This window comes from Mesorhizobium sp. M0152 (assembly GCF_040322415.1).
Taxonomy (GTDB): Bacteria; Pseudomonadota; Alphaproteobacteria; order Rhizobiales; family Rhizobiaceae; genus Mesorhizobium.
The window spans coordinates 67,860-84,500 of sequence record NZ_JAMYTH010000013.1 but is presented as its reverse complement, the minus strand read 5'-3'; the positions used below and the strand labels follow the sequence as shown (position 1 = coordinate 84,500).

The following is a 16,641-nucleotide window of genomic DNA, read 5'->3' as shown; positions in this document are numbered from 1 at the left end:
GGCTTCTCTAAATTATTCATAATGCCAATTATTCATAGTGATCGATACGAAACCGGTTGACTCGCACTCTCCATGTAACGTAACAATTGATACGAAACATGGCAAGCCGGACGACATCCCTGTCGGCAAGACCATGCAACCCGAGCCCAAGGAGAGCCATATGCCAATCACCGTGACCGCGCCGGAAGGCGTACTGACCTCGGCAGGCGAACGCGAGATCCTGCCGCGCCTCAGCGCCGCCCTCATCGAGGCCTCCGGCGCCACCGGCAATGCATTCTTCACCGCGATTGTCGGCGGCACGGTCCATATCCTCCCGCCTCGCCACATCTATGCGGGAGGCGCCAATCGGCCTGTCGTCATGGTGGAGTTGAAGCTGCCCAATATCGGACTTGGCTCGCTCGAAGCCCGCAAGACCTTCATCACCGCTGCCGCCGGGATTGTCGCAGAACTCTGCGTGTCGGGCCACCGGCCGGAAAACACCTGGATCAACATCGTCAACGCGCCCGACGGTGGCTGGGGCATTGGTGACAGGCAATATACGGGCGAGGCGCTCATCGCCGCCACCGCCGCCGCGCATTGATGCGGCAAGGAGCGATCCCATGCGGCTCTCCCCTGCACTATTCTTCACCACCCACTGCGAACCGGCCCTGGCCTTCTATGAGCAATGCGGCCTGGGCCGGGCAACGATCCTGCTGCGCTGGGGCGACAACGGCATGCCGGTGCGAACAGAAGCCATGCGCGGAAAAGTTCTGCATGCGCAATTCCAAGGCCAGGGCGTTCTGTTTCATGCTTCCGACAATGACGACGCGGAGCCTATGAAAGGCTCTGCCATGATGCTGGAATTCGACGATCTGGCCGCAATGGGCGAGCTCTTCGATCACATGACCGCAGGTGGCCGGATCACTGTGCCCCTCACCCGCCAATATTGGGGAACCAGCTTCGGCATGCTGATCGATGCCTTCGACGTACAGTGGATGTTCAGCGGTCCTGCTGAATGAGGCCGCGGCGCCGATCACGATCCTCGTACCCACTGCCGTATTGCGCCGCAATGCTGCCGCGCTCTGACGGTCTCATGGTGACGTCCGGACAGATCGGTGGAGGTGCTCATGCGTCCCGCGACGGCAATGGTGCTGCTTTGGCTGATCTGGGTGGTGTCATGGGCCGCTGCCGCCTTCTGGGCTGACCGGGCCGAGAAACGCGCCGGCTTTCTGGCCGAGGCGCCCTATAGGGCAGTGCTGATACTTGGCACCATCCTGCTCTTCATTCCGGCACATGGCTATGTCGGACGGTTTCGTATGTGGTTTCCCAACCTGGCCGAAGCCTGGATCTGTGTAGCGCTGATTGCCGTCGGTTTCGCCTTCTGCTGGTGGGCGCGCCTGCATCTCGGCCGATTGTGGTCGGGCACCGTAACCGCCAAGGCAGAGCACAGCGTTGTCGACACCGGACCCTATGGCCTCGTTCGTCACCCAATCTACACCGGGCTTCTACTGGCGATCCTCGCCACCATGGCGGCGAAAGGCACCGTCTGGGGTGTGGCCGGCGCCGCGCTGCTCACCATCGGCATCGTCATGAAGGCAAGGCTGGAGGAACGCTTCCTGCGTGGTGAACTGGGTAGCGCCTATGACGATTATGCCAGGCGCGTGCCCATGCTGGTCCCCTTCGCGCCAGCCTGACGCGTCAGGTCACAGCATCCTCAGCAGCGCGCCGCCGATCGAATATCCCGCGCCGAAGGCGCAGATCAGGCCGTGGTCGCCGGGCTTCATGTCGGCATGGTTCTCCGACAGTGCGACGATGGCGCCGGCGCCCGCCGTGTTGCCCAGCTTTTCCAGCACCATCGGGGCGCGGTCGTGGTCGACTTCATGGCCGAACGACAGCTTCAGGATCATGGCGTTCATGCGCGCATTGGCCTGGTGCAGCCAGAAGCGCCTGACCGCCTGCGGCGTCAGCCCGTGCTCGGCCAGGAATTCGACGATGAATTTATGCCCGGCAACGGTGACTTCCTTGAACACCTTGTTGCCGACTTGCTTGATCAGGTTGCCTTCCAGGTTGATCATGTAGGGGTCATCCTGGGTGGCGCGGGTGTAATAACCGAGATTGGTGCGGATGTTGTTCGACATCTGGGTCCAGATGCGCGTGTCGAGCACCTCGAAGCGCCCTGGCCGCTTCTCGCCCTGGGCGAGCCCCTCCACCACCATCGACACCGAGGCATCGCCGAAGATGAAGTGCGTCTGCCGGTCGCGGAAATTGAGATGGCCGGTGATGATCTCCGGCGTCGTCACCAGAATGCGCTTGTGCGCGCCCGACCGCACCAGATTGACCGCCATGTGCAGGGCCGCCGCCGCGGAGGAACAGCCAAGCCCCATGTCGAAGCCGGCGCCCGTTGTCCCCAGCGCCTCCTGCATCTCGATGGCGATCGCTGGGTAAGGCCGCTGGTGATGCGAGGCCGAGCAGATCACCAGGTCGATCTGGGAAGGCTCCAGTCCGGCATGGTCGAGAGCCTTCCTGGCCGAAGCGATGCCGAATTCGGCCTGCAGCGACAGCACGTCGTCCGACCGCGCCGGAATGCGCGGCGTCATGCGAGTCGGATCGAGAATGCCCTCGCGTTCGATGACGTGGCGGGTGCGCACGCCCGAGGCATGAACGATGAAGTCGCTGTCGGATTTCTGCAGCGGCGTCTCCCCGGTGCCCTGCCGTCGCGCGTTCTCGCTATCGACCCAGCTGTTGAAGCTCTCGACCAGTTCTTCATTGGTGATGACAGGTTCAGGGATTTCAGCGCCGATGCCGCTGACGATGACGCGATGCATGTTCAGTCCGTCCCATCCGCGGGCATTGCGGTTTCATGTGGGCGCCGAAACACTCCGGCGCAACGTTTTCTCATCGAGCCGGTTTACGCCGGCTTAAACCAAAGGTTTACGCCGGCTTAAACCGGACTTCACCAGGCGCATAGCTTGGTGTTGGTCTGCGGGTTGTTCCAGCACGCGCCGTCATCGCGGCTGCGCACATACTGCCCCGGCAGAGGCACGTTGCGGCGGCCGAGATTGACATAACCATAGGCGAAGCCCGGCCCGTCGATCTCCAGCACATAGGTCGGATAGCCAGGCGCCGAAATGCGGAAACTGCCGGCGCCGTCGATGGTCCTGTAGCTACATGGGAAATAGCCGTCATCCGTGGTGAAGCAGCGCGCCCGCTTGGCTTCCGCCGAAACAGAGAACGCCAGCAGCGCCGCCGCGCATATGCCGCCGCCGTAAAGCATCTTTTTCAGTATCATCATCCACCCCTGCCACACGGGCAACTCACCCCAATTCCTGCGGCATCGAAATGCGCACGGTGGCGAAACCGGGTCAAGCGGCGGAGCACCCAAAGCAGCCCACGCTGGCCGTGCTCAAGCCCGCTTGGCCACGATGAAGATGCGCGGGAAACGCAGCAGCACCTTGCCGCTCGCCGTTCTGGGATAGGCCTTGGCGATCCTGGCCGTATAACTGTCGAGGAACATCGCCTTCTCGTCCGCGTCCAGCGGGTCGAGAAAGGGCTTCAGCCCCGTCGACTTCACCCATTCGACGATCGCCTCGGCGTCGGCCAGCGGATGGTTGTAGACCGTGTGCCAGATATCCAGCCGATCGCTGAGGGGCGCCAGCAGGTCATAGTAGAACGACACCGGCGGCAGCGGCGCGCGCGCCGCACCATTGATCTTCGCGGCGAACGGCATCTCGGCTGCGGTTTCCCGCATCAGGCGATGAGAATCCTCGGCCATATTGTCGGGCATCTGGATGGCGAGCGCGCCGCCCGGGGCGAGAAACCCCATCAACCGCTGGAACACCGCAGGATGGTCGGGCAGCCACTGGAAAACCGCATTGGCGAAGATCACGTCGACGGGTTTGCAGGTTGCCAGCTGGATGCGTCCGCCAGATCGAAGGTGACATCGGGCAAACGCGCCCTCGCCTTCTCGATCATGTCGGGCGAGGTGTCGAAACCGCTCACCTCGGCGTCCGGCCAGCGCTCGACCAGCAATTCGGTCGAGTTGCCCGGCCCGCAGCCGATGTCGACGACCCGGCGCGGAAAGTCGACCGGCACTTGCGCTGCGAGATCGCGCGCGGGCCGCGTGCGCTCGTCCTCGAATTTCAGATATTGGGCGGCGGACCAGTCAGGTCTTGCGTCGACGGCTTCGCTGTAATTCATCGATAGATCTCACGACGATTGCCGATTTCGACGACCAGGACGACAAGTCGGCTATCTTGGAACTGGGTGATGACTCTGTGGTCGCCAACGCGAAAACGCCACGCTTCCTGCTTGGTGCCGGTCAGACGCTTGGCAAGAATCCGAGATTGGGGTGCGCCGACACGCGTTGATGGAGAAACTCGAGGACGCGTCGTTGTTCTTTCGTCGAAAGCCGCTCGATATCCTTTTCGGCTCGCGACGTGAACTCGACACGCCAACTCATTCAGCGGCAGGCTTTTTGCGCCGTTCCTCGGCCTCGCGAAGTTCAAGCTTCCGCAACACCTCTTCCAGGGGGACACGCACGCCGTCATCTTCTTCGAGGCGTTTTTCCGCGATTTTGGCATCCTGCCAATCCTCGATAGCCTCGAGAATCGCGTCGAGGGCGACCTGATCCGCTGTGCGACCACTGGCCCTGGCCATATCCGCCAGCAGTTTCTCTGTCTCATGCGGCAGTTTGACCGTCATCATGGAAATCTCCATTCCATCAATTTAGGTCACACGAAGGTGGACTGCAACGGCTCGTTGCCTGTCAGCTACCGCGTCAGCCTCTTATACGTCATGCGGTGCGGGTTGACCGCTTCTGGCCCGAGGCGGCGGATCTTGTCCTGCTCGTAATCCTCGAAATTGCCCTCGAACCATTCGACATGGCTGTCGCCTTCGAAGGCCAGGATGTGCGTCGCCAGACGGTCGAGGAACATGCGATCGTGTGAGATGATGACGGCGCAGCCGCCGAAATTTTCCAGCGCGTCTTCGAGTGCCGCCAGCGTTTCCGTATCGAGATCGTTGGTCGGTTCGTCGAGCAGCAGCACATTGCCGCCGGTCTTCAGCATTTTTGCCAGATGGACGCGGTTGCGCTGGCCGCCTGAGAGGTTGCCGACCTTCTGCTGCTGGTCGCCGCCACGGAAGTTGAACGACGCGCAATAGGCGCGTGTATTGGCCTCGAACTTGCCCAGCTTGACCACTTCGGCACCGCCGGAAATCTCTTCCCATACCGTCTTCGACGGATCCAGTGCGTCGCGGCTCTGGTCGACATAGCCGAGCTTCACCGTCTCGCCGACGCGGATGGTGCCGGCATCGGGCTTTTCCTGGCCGGTGATCATGCGGAACAGTGTCGTCTTGCCGGCGCCGTTCGGGCCGATGACGCCGACGATGCCGCCCGGCGGCAGCTTGAATTCCAGACCCTCGATCAACAGCGTGTCGCCAAAGCCCTTCGAGAGGCCTTCGACCTCGATCACCACGTTGCCGAGCCGTTCGCCATGCGGAATGACGATCTGCGTGTCGGTCGGCCGCCGCTTGTCGGCTGCATCCAGCAGATCCTGGAATGCCTGGATACGCGCCTTGGACTTGGTCTGGCGGGCCTTGGGGCTGGATTGTATCCACTCGCGCTCGCGGCCGATGGCGCGCTGGCGGGCATCGTCCTCGCGGCCTTCCTGCTTGAGGCGCTTGGCCTTGGCTTCGAGGTATTTGGTATAGTTGCCCTCGTAGGGAATGCCGCGGCCGCGATCGAGTTCCAGGATCCATCCGGTGACATTATCGAGGAAGTAGCGATCGTGGGTGATGATCATCACGGCACCCGGATAGGCGCGCAGATGCTTTTCGAGCCACGCCGTGGTTTCGGCATCGAGATGGTTGGTCGGTTCGTCGAGCAACAACAGGTCGGGCTGGCGCAGCAGCAGTTGGCAGAGCGCGACGCGGCGACGCTCGCCGCCCGATAGCTTGGTGACGTCGGCATCCTTTGGCGGGCAGCCCAGCGCTTCCATCGCCATCTCGACCTGCTGTTCGAGATCCCAAAGGTTGAGCCGGTCCATCTCGTCCTGGAGCTTGGCCGACTCGTCGGCCGTCTCGTCGGAATAGTTCATCATCAATTCATTGTAGCGCTCGATGATGGCGGTCTTGGCGGCAACACCTTCCATGATGTTCTCGAACACGGTCTTCGCCGCGTCGAGCGCCGGCTCCTGCGCGAGATATCCCACGGTCGCGCCTTCGGCGAGCCACGCCTCGCCGTTCCAGTCCTTGTCGATGCCGGCCATGATCTTGAGGATCGTCGACTTGCCGGCGCCGTTGGGGCCCAGGATGCCGATCTTGGCGTCGGGGTAGAAGGACAGATGAACGTTCTCAAGCACCTTCTTGGTGCCATAGGCCTTGTTGAGGCCGGCCATGTGATAGATGAACTGGCGTGCCACGCGCGCTTTCCTTGAAAAACTGACCGACCCAGAAAAACTGACTGGATTTGTCGAATTGAATGGAGGTTGGGCGCTATGTAAGCGATGCGTCGGCGAACGGCAATCGCTTTCGCCACTTCAAGCCGATCACACGGACAAGTGCGCGCTGCCGGGGCTCGACCGGAGCCGAACCGCGTTTACTGGAACCCGATCGCGTCGACAGTGCCGGTCGGGCAACCGGCTTTGTTGGTCGGCACCGAAGCCAGCAACAGGCTCTTGAGCGAACTGTCCGGGGCGATCGGACCGGCGAGACCGAGTGTCAACTCGCCGATCAGCCGCCGGCCACTTGACGGATCGATGACGCAGGACACGCGCACACGGTCCCCTGCCCCGGTACCGAAGGCGGTGTCGAAGGCGCCGCGGATCTGGTCCGCCGTCAGCTTGCCGCCGATGTTCTTGGCGAAGAGATCGCGCACCGGCGAGTTGTTCACCTCACGCATCAGCTTGAGCGCCTCGGAGAAGTACTCCTGCTGGCTCTTGCCGTAGCAGGTGCCGTGCTTGATCCACTCGTGCCGATCGAGCTGCGAAGCCGTGCCCGGCATCACCTTGTCGAGTTCCGCGCGTGTGCCCGCGTCCAGATTGACGGGCGGCAGATCCTTCCAGTGGGCCGGATTGTCGTTGGCCTTGTCGCCAGCTGTCGCCTGGCAATAGAAATTGCCGTTCGGCTGCGGCCACAATCCGTGCAAGGTGAAATTGGTGGCATCGAATTCGTTCGGGTTTTGCGCCTTGCATTCGGTCTTGTTCGACTTGGTCTCGCAAAAGGCCGGCTGCCAGCTCAGTGCGAAGACGTATTCGGGCTTTCCCGAGGCCGCCGGCTTGCCTTGTCCGCCTGGTGCCGCCGGCACCGTTGCGGCACTGCTGCCCGAGAGATGACCGCAGGAAACTTTCACCCAGCGGCGTTCCGGATCGGCGCCCGGTATCTGGATGAGGTAGTGCGTCGGCGCATCCTTATTGCCGGCCAACAGTTGATAGCTCTGCCCGGCATCGGTCGAGACATTGCCGGGGTTCTTGCCGTTCTTGATGGCTTGCGTTGCCGGACAGGCAGCGTCGGCAACGAAAGTGCCGCTCATCTTGACGTCTGCTTGCGCAGCGCCTGCCAGCGATGCCGCCAGCATTGCCAACCCGAAAACAACACCAATGCGCATAGGAAATCCCCGCCTGGAAGAAAGTGGCCGACAGCCTGAAGCTGTCTCCATGTCAGAATTGCGATATTTTGCTGGCCTGTGGCAAGAAACATCGTCGCGAGACCGACGCGCGGCGGATTGACGCAAAACCGGCACCAGCGCAAACAGGGCCGCTGCGGTAAAGCACGATCCCGAAAAGCGGAATCGGTTTTCGGGAAGATCATGCTCAAGCAAGACAGAACACGCCTGGGGACCAAGCGGCCATGCCATTCAACCAACAACGCATGGTTCGCTCGCCGACCGGCGCCGAGCTCAATCTCTTCGTCAGGCAGGCCGATGGCCACCCACGCGCCGTGGTCCAGATCAATCATGGGCTGGCCGAGCACGCCGCGCGCTATGCCCGCTTCGCCGATTTCCTCGCGGCACGCGGCTTTCATGTCTATGTCCACGACCATCGCGGCCATGGCGCCACCAGGGCGCCCGATGCGCCGCTCGGCAGGTTCGCCGGCAAGGACGGCCCGGCCAAGGTGATCGCCGATGTCGACGCTGTCCACGACCTCATCGCCAGCGAACGGCCGAACCTGCCGGTCATCCTCTTCGGCCACTCCATGGGCGCGTCCGTGGCATTGAACTACCTGTTGAGCCACTCGCCGCGCATCCATGCCGCCGCGATCTGGAACGGCAATTTCTCAACTGGCCTGCTCGGACAATTGGCCTTGGGTATTCTTGGCTGGGAACGGATGCGGCTGGGCTCCGATGTCCCGTCTCGCCTGCTGCCTAAACTCACCTTCCAGGCCTGGGGCAAGGCGGTACCCGGCCACCGCACGCTGTTCGACTGGCTGTCGCGCGACGAGGCGGAGGTAGCGAAATACATCGCCGATCCGCTCTGTGGCTGGGACGCCTCGGTGTCGATGTGGCGCGACGTCGTCGGCATGGCGCTGAATGGCGGCAAGAATTCCGGCTTTGCCGGCATCAGGCGCGATCTTCCTGTCAGCATCGTCGGCGGCGAAAGGGATCCCGCCTCAGACTACGGCAAGGGGATCACCCATCTTGCCGATCGCATGCGCAAAATGGGCTTTTCGAATCTGGTTTCAAAGGTTTACGCCGACACCCGCCACGAAAGCCTGAACGAGGTGAATCGCGACGTCATCATGGACGATTTCGCCGCCTGGGCCGACGGCGTGCTGAAATCGTGACCCGGTCACCGCGGCGCGCATCCTCTTCCGAGCTGCCACGTTGGCCTATTGCAAGAGCCGTGACAGCCGCTGCCGGGCTTGATAGAGGCTCTGCTTCGATCAACCACGGTGATTTATGGCTGAGCCCCCGCTGAAAGGCGTCCGCGTCGTCGAACTCGCCCGCATCCTTGCCGGGCCTTGGGCCGGGCAGTTGCTTGCCGATCTCGGCGCCGACGTCATCAAGGTCGAAAGCCCCGATGGCGGCGACGACACCCGCAAATGGGGACCGCCCTTCGTCATGGGCAAGGATGGCGAGAACCTGTCGGCCGCCTATTATCACTCCTGCAATCGCGGCAAGCGCTCGATTGCCATTGATTTCTCGACGCCGGAGGGCGCGGAAACCGTGCGCCGGCTGGTCGCGACTTCGGATGTGCTGATCGAGAATTTCAAGCTCGGCGGCCTCAGGAAATACGGGCTCGACTATGAGAGCCTGCGCAAGATCAATCCGCACCTGATCTACTGTTCGATCACCGGGTTTGGCCAGGACGGGCCGTACGCGCCACGCGCGGGCTACGACTTCATCATCCAGGCCATGGCCGGCATGATGTCGATCACCGGCGAGGTCGGGCGCGAGCCGCAAAAGGCCGGCGTCGCCATATCGGATATTTTCACCGGCCTCTATTCGGTCATCGCCATTCAGGCTGCATTGCGTCATGCCGAACGGACCGGCGAAGGCCAGCACGTCGACATGGCGCTTTTCGACACGCAAATCTCGGCGCTCGGCAACCAGAACCTGAACTATCTCGTCTCCGGCAAGTCGCCGGTGCAGATGGGCAATGCGCATATGAACATCGCGCCTTACGAAGTGGTTCCGGTCCGGGACGGCCACATCATTCTGGCGGTTGGCAATGACGGCCAGTTCGCCAGGTTCTGCGCTGTCGTCGGGCTGGACGAACTGGCCGCAAATCCCGACTTCGCCACCAATCCTGCCCGGGTCGCCAACCGGGTCAAGCTGCGCGAACGCGTGGTCGAGGCGCTGAAGGACTGGGGTCGCGATCCGCTGCTGGCCAAGCTCGAAGCGGCAAATGTGCCGGCAAGCCCGATCAACACGATCGGCCAGATGTTTGCCGACCCGCAAACCATCGCGCGCGGCATGCGGCTCGACCTCGACGATGGCCATGGCAATCTTCTGCCGTCGGTGCGCGCTCCGATGGTGATGTCTGAAACACCGCTCGTCTACGAGCGCCCCTCGCCGCGCCTGGGCGAGCACACGCAAGAAATTCTTGCCGAACTGGAGAGGTCTGGGAAATGAAGACCGGCGGACAACTGATCGTCGACGCGCTCGAAGCCAATGGCACCGACCGGATCTATTGCGTGCCCGGAGAATCCTACCTGGCGGTGCTCGACGCGCTGCACGATTCCACGATCCGCACCATCGTCTGCCGCCAGGAAGGCGGCGCCGCGATGATGGCCGACTGCCACGGCCGCCTGACCGGCAAGCCCGGTATCTGCTTCGTCACCCGTGGCCCGGGCGCCACCAACGCCTCGGCCGGTATCCATATAGCCATGCAGGATTCGATCCCGCTCATCCTGTTCATCGGCCAGGTCGCCAGCCACGCCAAGCAGCGCGAGGCCTTCCAGGAGGTGGACTATGTCAGGTTTTTTGGCGACATCGCCAAATGGGTGGTCGAGATCGACGACGCCTCGCGTATCCCCGAATTCGTCACCCGCGCCTTTGCGGTCGCGACATCGGGCCGCCCCGGCCCGGTGGTCATCTCGCTGCCCGAGGACATGCTGACCAGTGTCGTCGACGCACCGGCCGCGCTCGCCTACACCTCGGTCGAGACCAGCCCCGCCGAAGCCGAACTCGACCGGATCGAGGCGCTGCTCAATGCCGCCAAACGGCCGATTGCAATCCTGGGCGGTACACGTTGGGATTTCCAAGCTGTTCAGGAAATCACCCGCATCGCCGAGGCCTGGTCCCTGCCGGTCGGCTGCTCCTTCCGCCGCCAGATGCTGTTCGATCATCTGCACCCGAACTATGCCGGCGATGTCGGCATCGGCATTAACCCCAAGCTGGCGACAGCGATCAAGCAGGCCGATCTGGTGCTACTGATCGGCGGCCGCATGGGCGAGATGCCGTCCTCGGATTACACGCTCCTGAAGAGCCCCTACCCCGACCAGACGCTGGTCCATGTCCACGCCGATGCCAGCGAGCTCGGCCGCGTCTACCGTCCGACGCTGGCGATCAACGCGTCGCCCGCCGCCTTCGTGCAAGCCTTCGCCAGACGGAGGGGACCGGCAGCGCCGGGCTGGGCGGCGGAGACGGCAAAGCTGCATGCCGCCTATCTCGACTGGTCGACGCCGCCGGAAACCGGCCCCGGCCCTGTCCAGATGGGACCGATCATGACCTATCTCGAAACGGTGCTCCCCGACGATGCCATCCTCACCAACGGCGCTGGCAACTACGCCACCTGGGTGCATCGCTTCCACCGCTCCCGCCGCTTTGGCACCCAGGCGGCGCCGACCTCCGGCTCGATGGGCTACGGTACGCCTGCGGCGGTCGCCGCCAAGGAGCTGTTCCCGGATCGCACCGTAGTCGCCTTCGCCGGCGATGGTTGCTTTCTGATGAACGGACAGGAATTCGCCACCGCCGTGCAGTACGACCTGCCGATCATCGTCATCGTGGTCAACAACGGCATCTACGGTACTATCCGGATGCACCAGGAGCGCGAATATCCCGGCCGTGTCGTCGCGACCGATCTGAAAAATCCGGACTTCGCGGCGTTGGCCCGCGCCTATGGCGGCCATGGCGAAACAGTCGAGAAGACGGCGGATTTCGCGCCCGCCTTCGAGCGCGCCCGCGCCAGTGGCAAGCCGGCGATCATCGAGATCAGGCTCGATCCGGAGGCGATCACCCCAACCCGCACAATGACGCAGATAAGGGACAAGGTCTGAAAGTTGGTGTCCGGCAGGACAGAGGAGGCGCTGTCCCGCAAAGCTTTCGCAAGCTAATACGGGCGCGCCCCGAGCGACGTCGCGTTACATCGACGCCGCCGCCTTTTCGATCTGCCCGCGGATCTCACCGTCCGGATTCGCCTTGGTGTGGACATTGACATAATATTTGCCGGCCTCAAGGTCGGCCGCCTGGGCGTCGGTGAGCGTCGCCGACCCCTTGATCGGGCTCTTGAGCTTGCCTTTGAACGGAATAACGGGGTCTGCGTTCGCACCCATCGCCGCCGGACCATGAATGTGCGCCGCCGAAGCCGGCCCGCTGAGACCGGAATATTTGACGTTCCAGCTGAGTTTCTTCTTTGTGGTATCGAACGTCAGCGTCGCGCTGCCTTTGCCCTTGGTGGTGACGGATGGGCTCTGCTGGCCGCCATCGAGCGTCGCCTTGTACTTCACCGTCTCGGCCATGACCGGTGATACGAATACGAACGCGGTCGAAATGGCCAGCGCCGAGAGCACCGGCAGGAAGGAATGTCTGGGCATTGAAGAACCTCCGATTGGCTGTCGCATGCTCCGCACCTCCCAGGCGCGCACATGCCTCAACCAACGGTTGGGCGGCGGAATATATCCCCCTGTACACGTTTTTGTGACCGGCCGCGCATGAGGGCACATAAGAAAGGGGCGGTTGCCCGCCCCTTCTCGAATTCGCGCGGAAAGTCGGATCGCGCCGCTCTACTTCACCGCCTTGTCAGTAATCGCGGTGGTGTAGGCGCCTTTCGGCTCCTTGGTGATGATCTTCTGGTCGAGCAGCGCCTTGGCGGTGCGCTCGTAGGTTGCCGGGTCGAGCTTGCCGTCGGCATTGTCGACCAGCTTGGCGACTTCGCTCATCATGCGTTTCTGGTGGTTCTCGTCCTGGCCACCGCCGTCCATGACGATGCCGGCCGCTTCGTCATTGTTCTCGATGGCGTATTTCCAGCCCTTCATCGAGGCGCGCACGAAACGCACCATCTTGTCCTCGAAGGCCGGGTCCTTGAGCTTGTCTTCCGACGCATAGAGCCCGTCCTCGAGCAGGTCGTTGCCCATCGCCGAGTAATTGAAGACGGTCAGCTGTTCCGGCTTGTAGCCGGCGTCGATCAGCTGCCAGTACTCGTTGTAGGTCATGACCGAGATGCAGTCGGCCTGCTTCTGGATCAGCGGCTGAACGTCAAAGCTCTGCTTGAGCACAGTGACGCCGTCCGGGCCGCCATCGGTCTTGAGGCCAAGCTTGTTCATCCAGGCATAGAACGGATACTCGTTGCCAAAGAACCAGACGCCGAGCGTATGGCCCTTGAAGTCGGCTTCGGTCTTGATCGGACCATCCTTCGGGCAGACCAGTTCCATGCCGGCCTTCTTGAACGGTTGGGCGATGTTGACCAGCGGCACGCCCTTCTCGCGGGCAGCCAGCGCGCCGCCCATCCAGTCGACGATGACGTCGGCACCGCCGCCGGCGATCACCTGCTCTGGCGCGATATCGGGGCCGCCCGGCTTGATGTCGACGTCGAGACCTTCGGCGTCGTAGAAACCCTTGGCCTTGGCGACATAGTAGCCGGCAAACTGGGCCTGCGTGACCCATTTCAGTTGCAACGTCACCTTGTCGGCTGCCATTGCCTGGAACGCGGCCAGCGACATCGCGCCGGCCAGAATTGGAATAATCAGTCTTTTCATATTTTTACCCTCTGAAGTTAGCGCCCTTAACCCACCGCCCCTATCCACCACGGACAGAGGGATGCCAAAACGTGATGGCTCTTTCGACAAGAGCGACCACGCCATAAAAGACCGAACCCGCAAGTGCTGCAACTGCGATTTCGGCCCAGACCATGTCGATGTTCATCCGCCCGACCTCGGTCGAGATACGGAAGCCCATGCCGACGACGGGCGTACCGAAGAACTCGGCGACGATCGCGCCGATCAGCGCCAGCGTCGAGTTGATCTTCAGCGCATTGAAGATGAAAGGCGCCGCGGCCGGCAGCCTCAGCTTGATAAGCGTTGGCCAGTAGCCCGACGCATAGGTGCGCATCAGGTCGCGCTCCATATGGCCGGAAGCGGCAAGCCCCGCGACCGTATTCACCAGCATCGGGAAGAAGGTCATGATGATGACGACGGCCGCCTTGGACTGCCAGTCGAAGCCGAACCACATGACCATGATCGGCGCCACGCCGATGATCGGCAGCGCCGAGACCATGTTGCCGATCGGCAAGAGCCCACGCCGCAGGAACGGCACGCGGTCGGCGAGGATCGCGGTGATGAAGCCGGCGCCGCTGCCGACGACATAGCCGAAGATAACAGCCTTGAAGATGGTCTGCCGGACGTCGGCGCCGAGCACCGGTAGCGAAGCGGCGATGCGCGCACCGATGGCGCTTGGCGGCGGCAGCAGGATGAAGGGGATGCCGGCGCCCCGCGTCACCGCTTCCCAGATGATCAGGATCCAGGCGCCGAAGATGGCCGGGATGATCAGGCGCAGTGCGGTCCGCCCCCAGCTTGCCATTACGCGAAGTCCCGACAACACCGCCACGCAGCGCCATCCAAGCAGCCAGGCAGCCGTGAGCAGCAGGAAATACGGCGCCAAGGCCGTGCCTTCGAAACCCGCGATCCCCGATATCAGCAGCCAGGCGACGAGATGGGCGCCGATGAACAGCACCACGGCCTCTGCAAGAGGCGCAATCCTGGTCATCGAGATCAACGCCGCCAGCATGGCCAGGCCGAACATCAAGCCCTTCGTTCCGAGATAGGGATAATCGATGCTGGTCGTCGGGTCCGCGAGTGCTGCCGCTTCCGGCTTCGACATCGCGCCGAACGCCACCGCGACCAGGCAGAGCATGATGGCCAGCACCGCTTGCCAGGAGGGTTTCAGCCAATTCATGCCGGCCTCCCGCCCATCGCGCGATCGACGATGCGCCCGGCAATGCCAACCACCATGACCAGAAGAGCTGCCACCACCGAGCCGGCGACCAGCGCCGACCAGATGTCGATGGACTGGCTGTAATAGGCGCCGGCCAGCAGCTTGGCGCCGATGCCGGCGACCGCACCCGTCGGCAGTTCGCCGACAATGGCGCCGACCAGGCTCGCCGCCACCGCCACCTTCATCGAGGTGAACAGGAACGGCACCGATGCCGGCACGCGCAATTTCCAGAAGGTCTGCGAAGCGCTCGCATTATAGGTGTGCATGAGGTCGAGATGCATGATCTCGGGCGAGCGCAACCCCTTCACCATGCCTACCGTAACCGGGAAGAACGACAGGTAGGTCGAGATCATCGCCTTCGGGACCAGACCGGTGATGCCGATCGCCGCGAGCACGACGATGATCATCGGCGCTACCGCCAGGATCGGAATGGTCTGCGAAGCGATGATCCACGGCATCAGGCTGCGGTCGAGCGTCGCCACATGCACGATGCCGACCGCAATGATGATGCCCAGCGCCGTGCCGAAGGCAAAGCCGAGCAGCGTCGAGGACAGCGTCACCCAGGCATTGTAGACCAGGCTGCGGTTCGAGGTGACGTTGCGCAGAAACGTGTTCTCGAAGAAATTCACCGCCACCTGATGCGGCGCCGGCAATGTCGGCTTCGGCTGCGACAGCGTCTTGCCGATGAATTCGCCCAAAGCAGGTGTTTCACCGGCGCGACGGTCGAGATCGCGCTGGAACGGCGTGTTGAGGATAACGGAGAAAACATACCAGAGCACGACCACGCCAGCGAGAATCGACGTCACGGGAATGAGCTTGTCGCGAAAGCTGTCCATCAGCAGACTCCGCCGGTGAAGCGCCCTCCTCTCCCCAACGGGGAGAGGGTGGCCGGAGCGAAGCGGAGGTCGGCCGCCTTTGCCTTCGTCATCCTAGGGCGAAGCAAGGAGCGAAGCGACGCGGCGCAGACCCTAGGATCCATGCCGTTGCCTCTCCGCTCCGCGACCGTTCGGAATATGGCTCCTTCCGCGCCGCTTGGCTTGCCGAATATTCTCGACCGCTTGCGCCTTGCGTCAGGCGTCACGGCATGGATCCTAGGGTCTGCGTACGCCGCTTCGCGGCTGCTCCGCCCTAGGATGACGAAGGCGTGGGTTGCCGCGCCTTCGTGAGGTGGAGGCGCCTTTCGGGGCGCTGCCGCGAAGTGCTGCCCCACCTCAATCATCATAGCTGTGCCCTGCCCGGAGCCCATCACGAACCCGCGCGGCGATCGCCAGGAACTCCGGCGTCTCGCGGATGTCGAGCGGCCTCTTCTTCGGCAACGTCGATTCGATGATGTCGCTGACGCGGCCCGGCCGCGGCGACATGACGACGATGCGCGTCGACAGATAGACGGCTTCGGGAATGGAATGGGTGACGAAGCAGATGGTCTTGTCGGTGCGTCCCCACAATTGCAGCAATTGCTCGTTGAGGTGGTCGCGCACGATCTCGTCCAGCGCACCGAATGGTTCGTCCATCAAGAGAAGGTCGGCGTCGAAGGCCAGCGCGCGGGCGATCGAGGCGCGCTGCTGCATGCCACCCGACAGCTGCCAGGGATATTTCTTCTCGAAACCGCTGAGATTGACGAGGTCGAGCGTGCGCGTGATGCGCTCCGCTTGCTCCGCCCTGGACAGGCCCATGATCTCCAGCGGCAGCGCGACATTGCGCTCGATGGTGCGCCATGGAAACAGCGCGGCGGCCTGGAAGACGTAGCCGTAGGCACGTTTCTCGCGCGCCTGTTCTGCTGTCATGCCGTTGATCGAAATCGTCCCCGAGGTCGGCTTCTCCAGGTCGGCGATGACGCGCAGCAAGGTGGTCTTGCCGCAGCCCGACGGCCCGATGAAGGAGACGAACTCGCCCTTCCCGATGGTCAGGTCGACATTGGACAGTGCCTGCACCGGCCCGTCATTGGTCTGGAAGGTGAGGCCAAGTTTGTTTGCCGAAACGACGGCTGGCGAAGTCCCTGTCATCGGCTGAGGCCA

At 62.8% G+C, this 16,641-nt stretch carries 17 protein-coding genes and 1 pseudogene; 6 read left to right on the top strand and 12 right to left on the bottom strand.

Annotated features, from left to right (window positions below):
* Positions 1-160: 160 nt before the first annotated feature.
* From NKJ26_RS15615 to NKJ26_RS15605, 3 genes are all read left to right on the top strand, one after another.
* Positions 161-580 carry a tautomerase family protein gene (locus tag NKJ26_RS15615; protein ID WP_352696084.1) on the top strand — a complete coding sequence of 140 codons (420 nt, stop codon included), beginning with the start codon at positions 161-163 and terminating at the stop codon, positions 578-580.
* 19 nt (positions 581-599) lie between these two features.
* Positions 600-998 (top strand): VOC family protein, encoded by a 399-nt coding sequence (locus NKJ26_RS15610; RefSeq protein ID WP_352696083.1) that lies wholly within the window; start codon positions 600-602, stop codon positions 996-998.
* Between the two features lie 108 nt (positions 999-1,106).
* Positions 1,107-1,673 (top strand): methyltransferase family protein, encoded by a 567-nt coding sequence (locus NKJ26_RS15605; protein WP_352600833.1) that lies wholly within the window; start codon positions 1,107-1,109, stop codon positions 1,671-1,673.
* A gap of 9 nt (positions 1,674-1,682) precedes the next feature.
* Here the strand turns inward: NKJ26_RS15605 and NKJ26_RS15600 are convergent, their stop codons facing one another.
* From NKJ26_RS15600 to NKJ26_RS15570, 7 genes and pseudogenes are all read right to left on the bottom strand, one after another.
* On the bottom strand, positions 1,683-2,804 hold the full coding sequence (locus NKJ26_RS15600; protein WP_352696082.1) for a beta-ketoacyl-ACP synthase III: 1,122 nt from the start codon (positions 2,802-2,804) through the stop codon (positions 1,683-1,685).
* Positions 2,805-2,932: 128 nt separating this feature from the next.
* On the bottom strand, positions 2,933-3,271 hold the full coding sequence (locus NKJ26_RS15595; protein ID WP_352696081.1) for a hypothetical protein: 339 nt from the start codon (positions 3,269-3,271) through the stop codon (positions 2,933-2,935).
* A gap of 111 nt (positions 3,272-3,382) precedes the next feature.
* Positions 3,383-4,176 (bottom strand): annotated as a pseudogene (tam, locus tag NKJ26_RS15590) (trans-aconitate 2-methyltransferase).
* Positions 4,173-4,526, bottom strand: coding sequence for a type II toxin-antitoxin system RelE family toxin (locus NKJ26_RS15585; RefSeq protein WP_352696080.1), 354 nt, complete (start codon positions 4,524-4,526; stop codon positions 4,173-4,175). Before NKJ26_RS15585 ends, tam begins: the two are co-directional and overlap by 4 nt.
* Entirely contained in the window at positions 4,435-4,683 is a 249-nt protein-coding gene (locus NKJ26_RS15580) for a DUF6290 family protein (protein WP_352696079.1), read from the bottom strand. The genes NKJ26_RS15585 and NKJ26_RS15580 overlap by 92 nt, the downstream gene beginning before the upstream one ends.
* A gap of 65 nt (positions 4,684-4,748) precedes the next feature.
* A complete protein-coding gene (ettA, locus tag NKJ26_RS15575) occupies positions 4,749-6,398 on the bottom strand; it encodes an energy-dependent translational throttle protein EttA (RefSeq protein ID WP_027025418.1) in 1,650 nt (549 codons plus the stop codon).
* 176 nt (positions 6,399-6,574) lie between these two features.
* Positions 6,575-7,582 (bottom strand): ribonuclease T2 family protein, encoded by a 1,008-nt coding sequence (locus tag NKJ26_RS15570; protein ID WP_352696078.1) that lies wholly within the window; start codon positions 7,580-7,582, stop codon positions 6,575-6,577.
* 242 nt (positions 7,583-7,824) lie between these two features.
* Here NKJ26_RS15570 and NKJ26_RS15565 point away from each other — a divergent pair, with 242 nt between their 5' ends.
* The 3 genes from NKJ26_RS15565 to NKJ26_RS15555 all read left to right on the top strand — a co-directional run bounded on the left by NKJ26_RS15565 (position 7,825) and on the right by NKJ26_RS15555 (position 11,694).
* Positions 7,825-8,757, top strand: coding sequence for an alpha/beta fold hydrolase (locus tag NKJ26_RS15565; RefSeq protein WP_352696077.1), 933 nt, complete (start codon positions 7,825-7,827; stop codon positions 8,755-8,757).
* A gap of 115 nt (positions 8,758-8,872) precedes the next feature.
* Entirely contained in the window at positions 8,873-10,048 is a 1,176-nt protein-coding gene (locus NKJ26_RS15560) for a CaiB/BaiF CoA transferase family protein (RefSeq protein ID WP_352696076.1), read from the top strand.
* Positions 10,045-11,694: a thiamine pyrophosphate-binding protein gene (locus tag NKJ26_RS15555; RefSeq protein WP_352696075.1), complete on the top strand. Its 1,650-nt coding sequence runs from the start codon at positions 10,045-10,047 to the stop codon at positions 11,692-11,694. The genes NKJ26_RS15560 and NKJ26_RS15555 overlap by 4 nt, the downstream gene beginning before the upstream one ends.
* An 84-nt stretch (positions 11,695-11,778) precedes the next feature.
* Here the strand turns inward: NKJ26_RS15555 and NKJ26_RS15550 are convergent, their stop codons facing one another.
* The 5 genes from NKJ26_RS15550 to NKJ26_RS15530 form a co-directional block, all read right to left on the bottom strand.
* Positions 11,779-12,231, bottom strand: coding sequence for a CHRD domain-containing protein (locus tag NKJ26_RS15550; RefSeq protein WP_352696074.1), 453 nt, complete (start codon positions 12,229-12,231; stop codon positions 11,779-11,781).
* A 189-nt stretch (positions 12,232-12,420) separates the two neighbouring features.
* Positions 12,421-13,392 (bottom strand): ABC transporter substrate-binding protein, encoded by a 972-nt coding sequence (locus tag NKJ26_RS15545; protein ID WP_352696073.1) that lies wholly within the window; start codon positions 13,390-13,392, stop codon positions 12,421-12,423.
* Positions 13,393-13,432: 40 nt separating this feature from the next.
* Complete coding sequence (locus tag NKJ26_RS15540; protein WP_352696072.1) at positions 13,433-14,587, bottom strand: ABC transporter permease; 1,155 nt, start codon at positions 14,585-14,587, stop codon at positions 13,433-13,435.
* Entirely contained in the window at positions 14,584-15,462 is an 879-nt protein-coding gene (locus tag NKJ26_RS15535) for an ABC transporter permease (protein WP_352696071.1), read from the bottom strand. The genes NKJ26_RS15540 and NKJ26_RS15535 overlap by 4 nt, the downstream gene beginning before the upstream one ends.
* Before the next feature lie 375 nt (positions 15,463-15,837).
* Positions 15,838-16,629 carry an ABC transporter ATP-binding protein gene (locus tag NKJ26_RS15530; protein ID WP_352696070.1) on the bottom strand — a complete coding sequence of 264 codons (792 nt, stop codon included), beginning with the start codon at positions 16,627-16,629 and terminating at the stop codon, positions 15,838-15,840.
* Between the last annotated feature and the right edge of the window lie 12 nt (positions 16,630-16,641).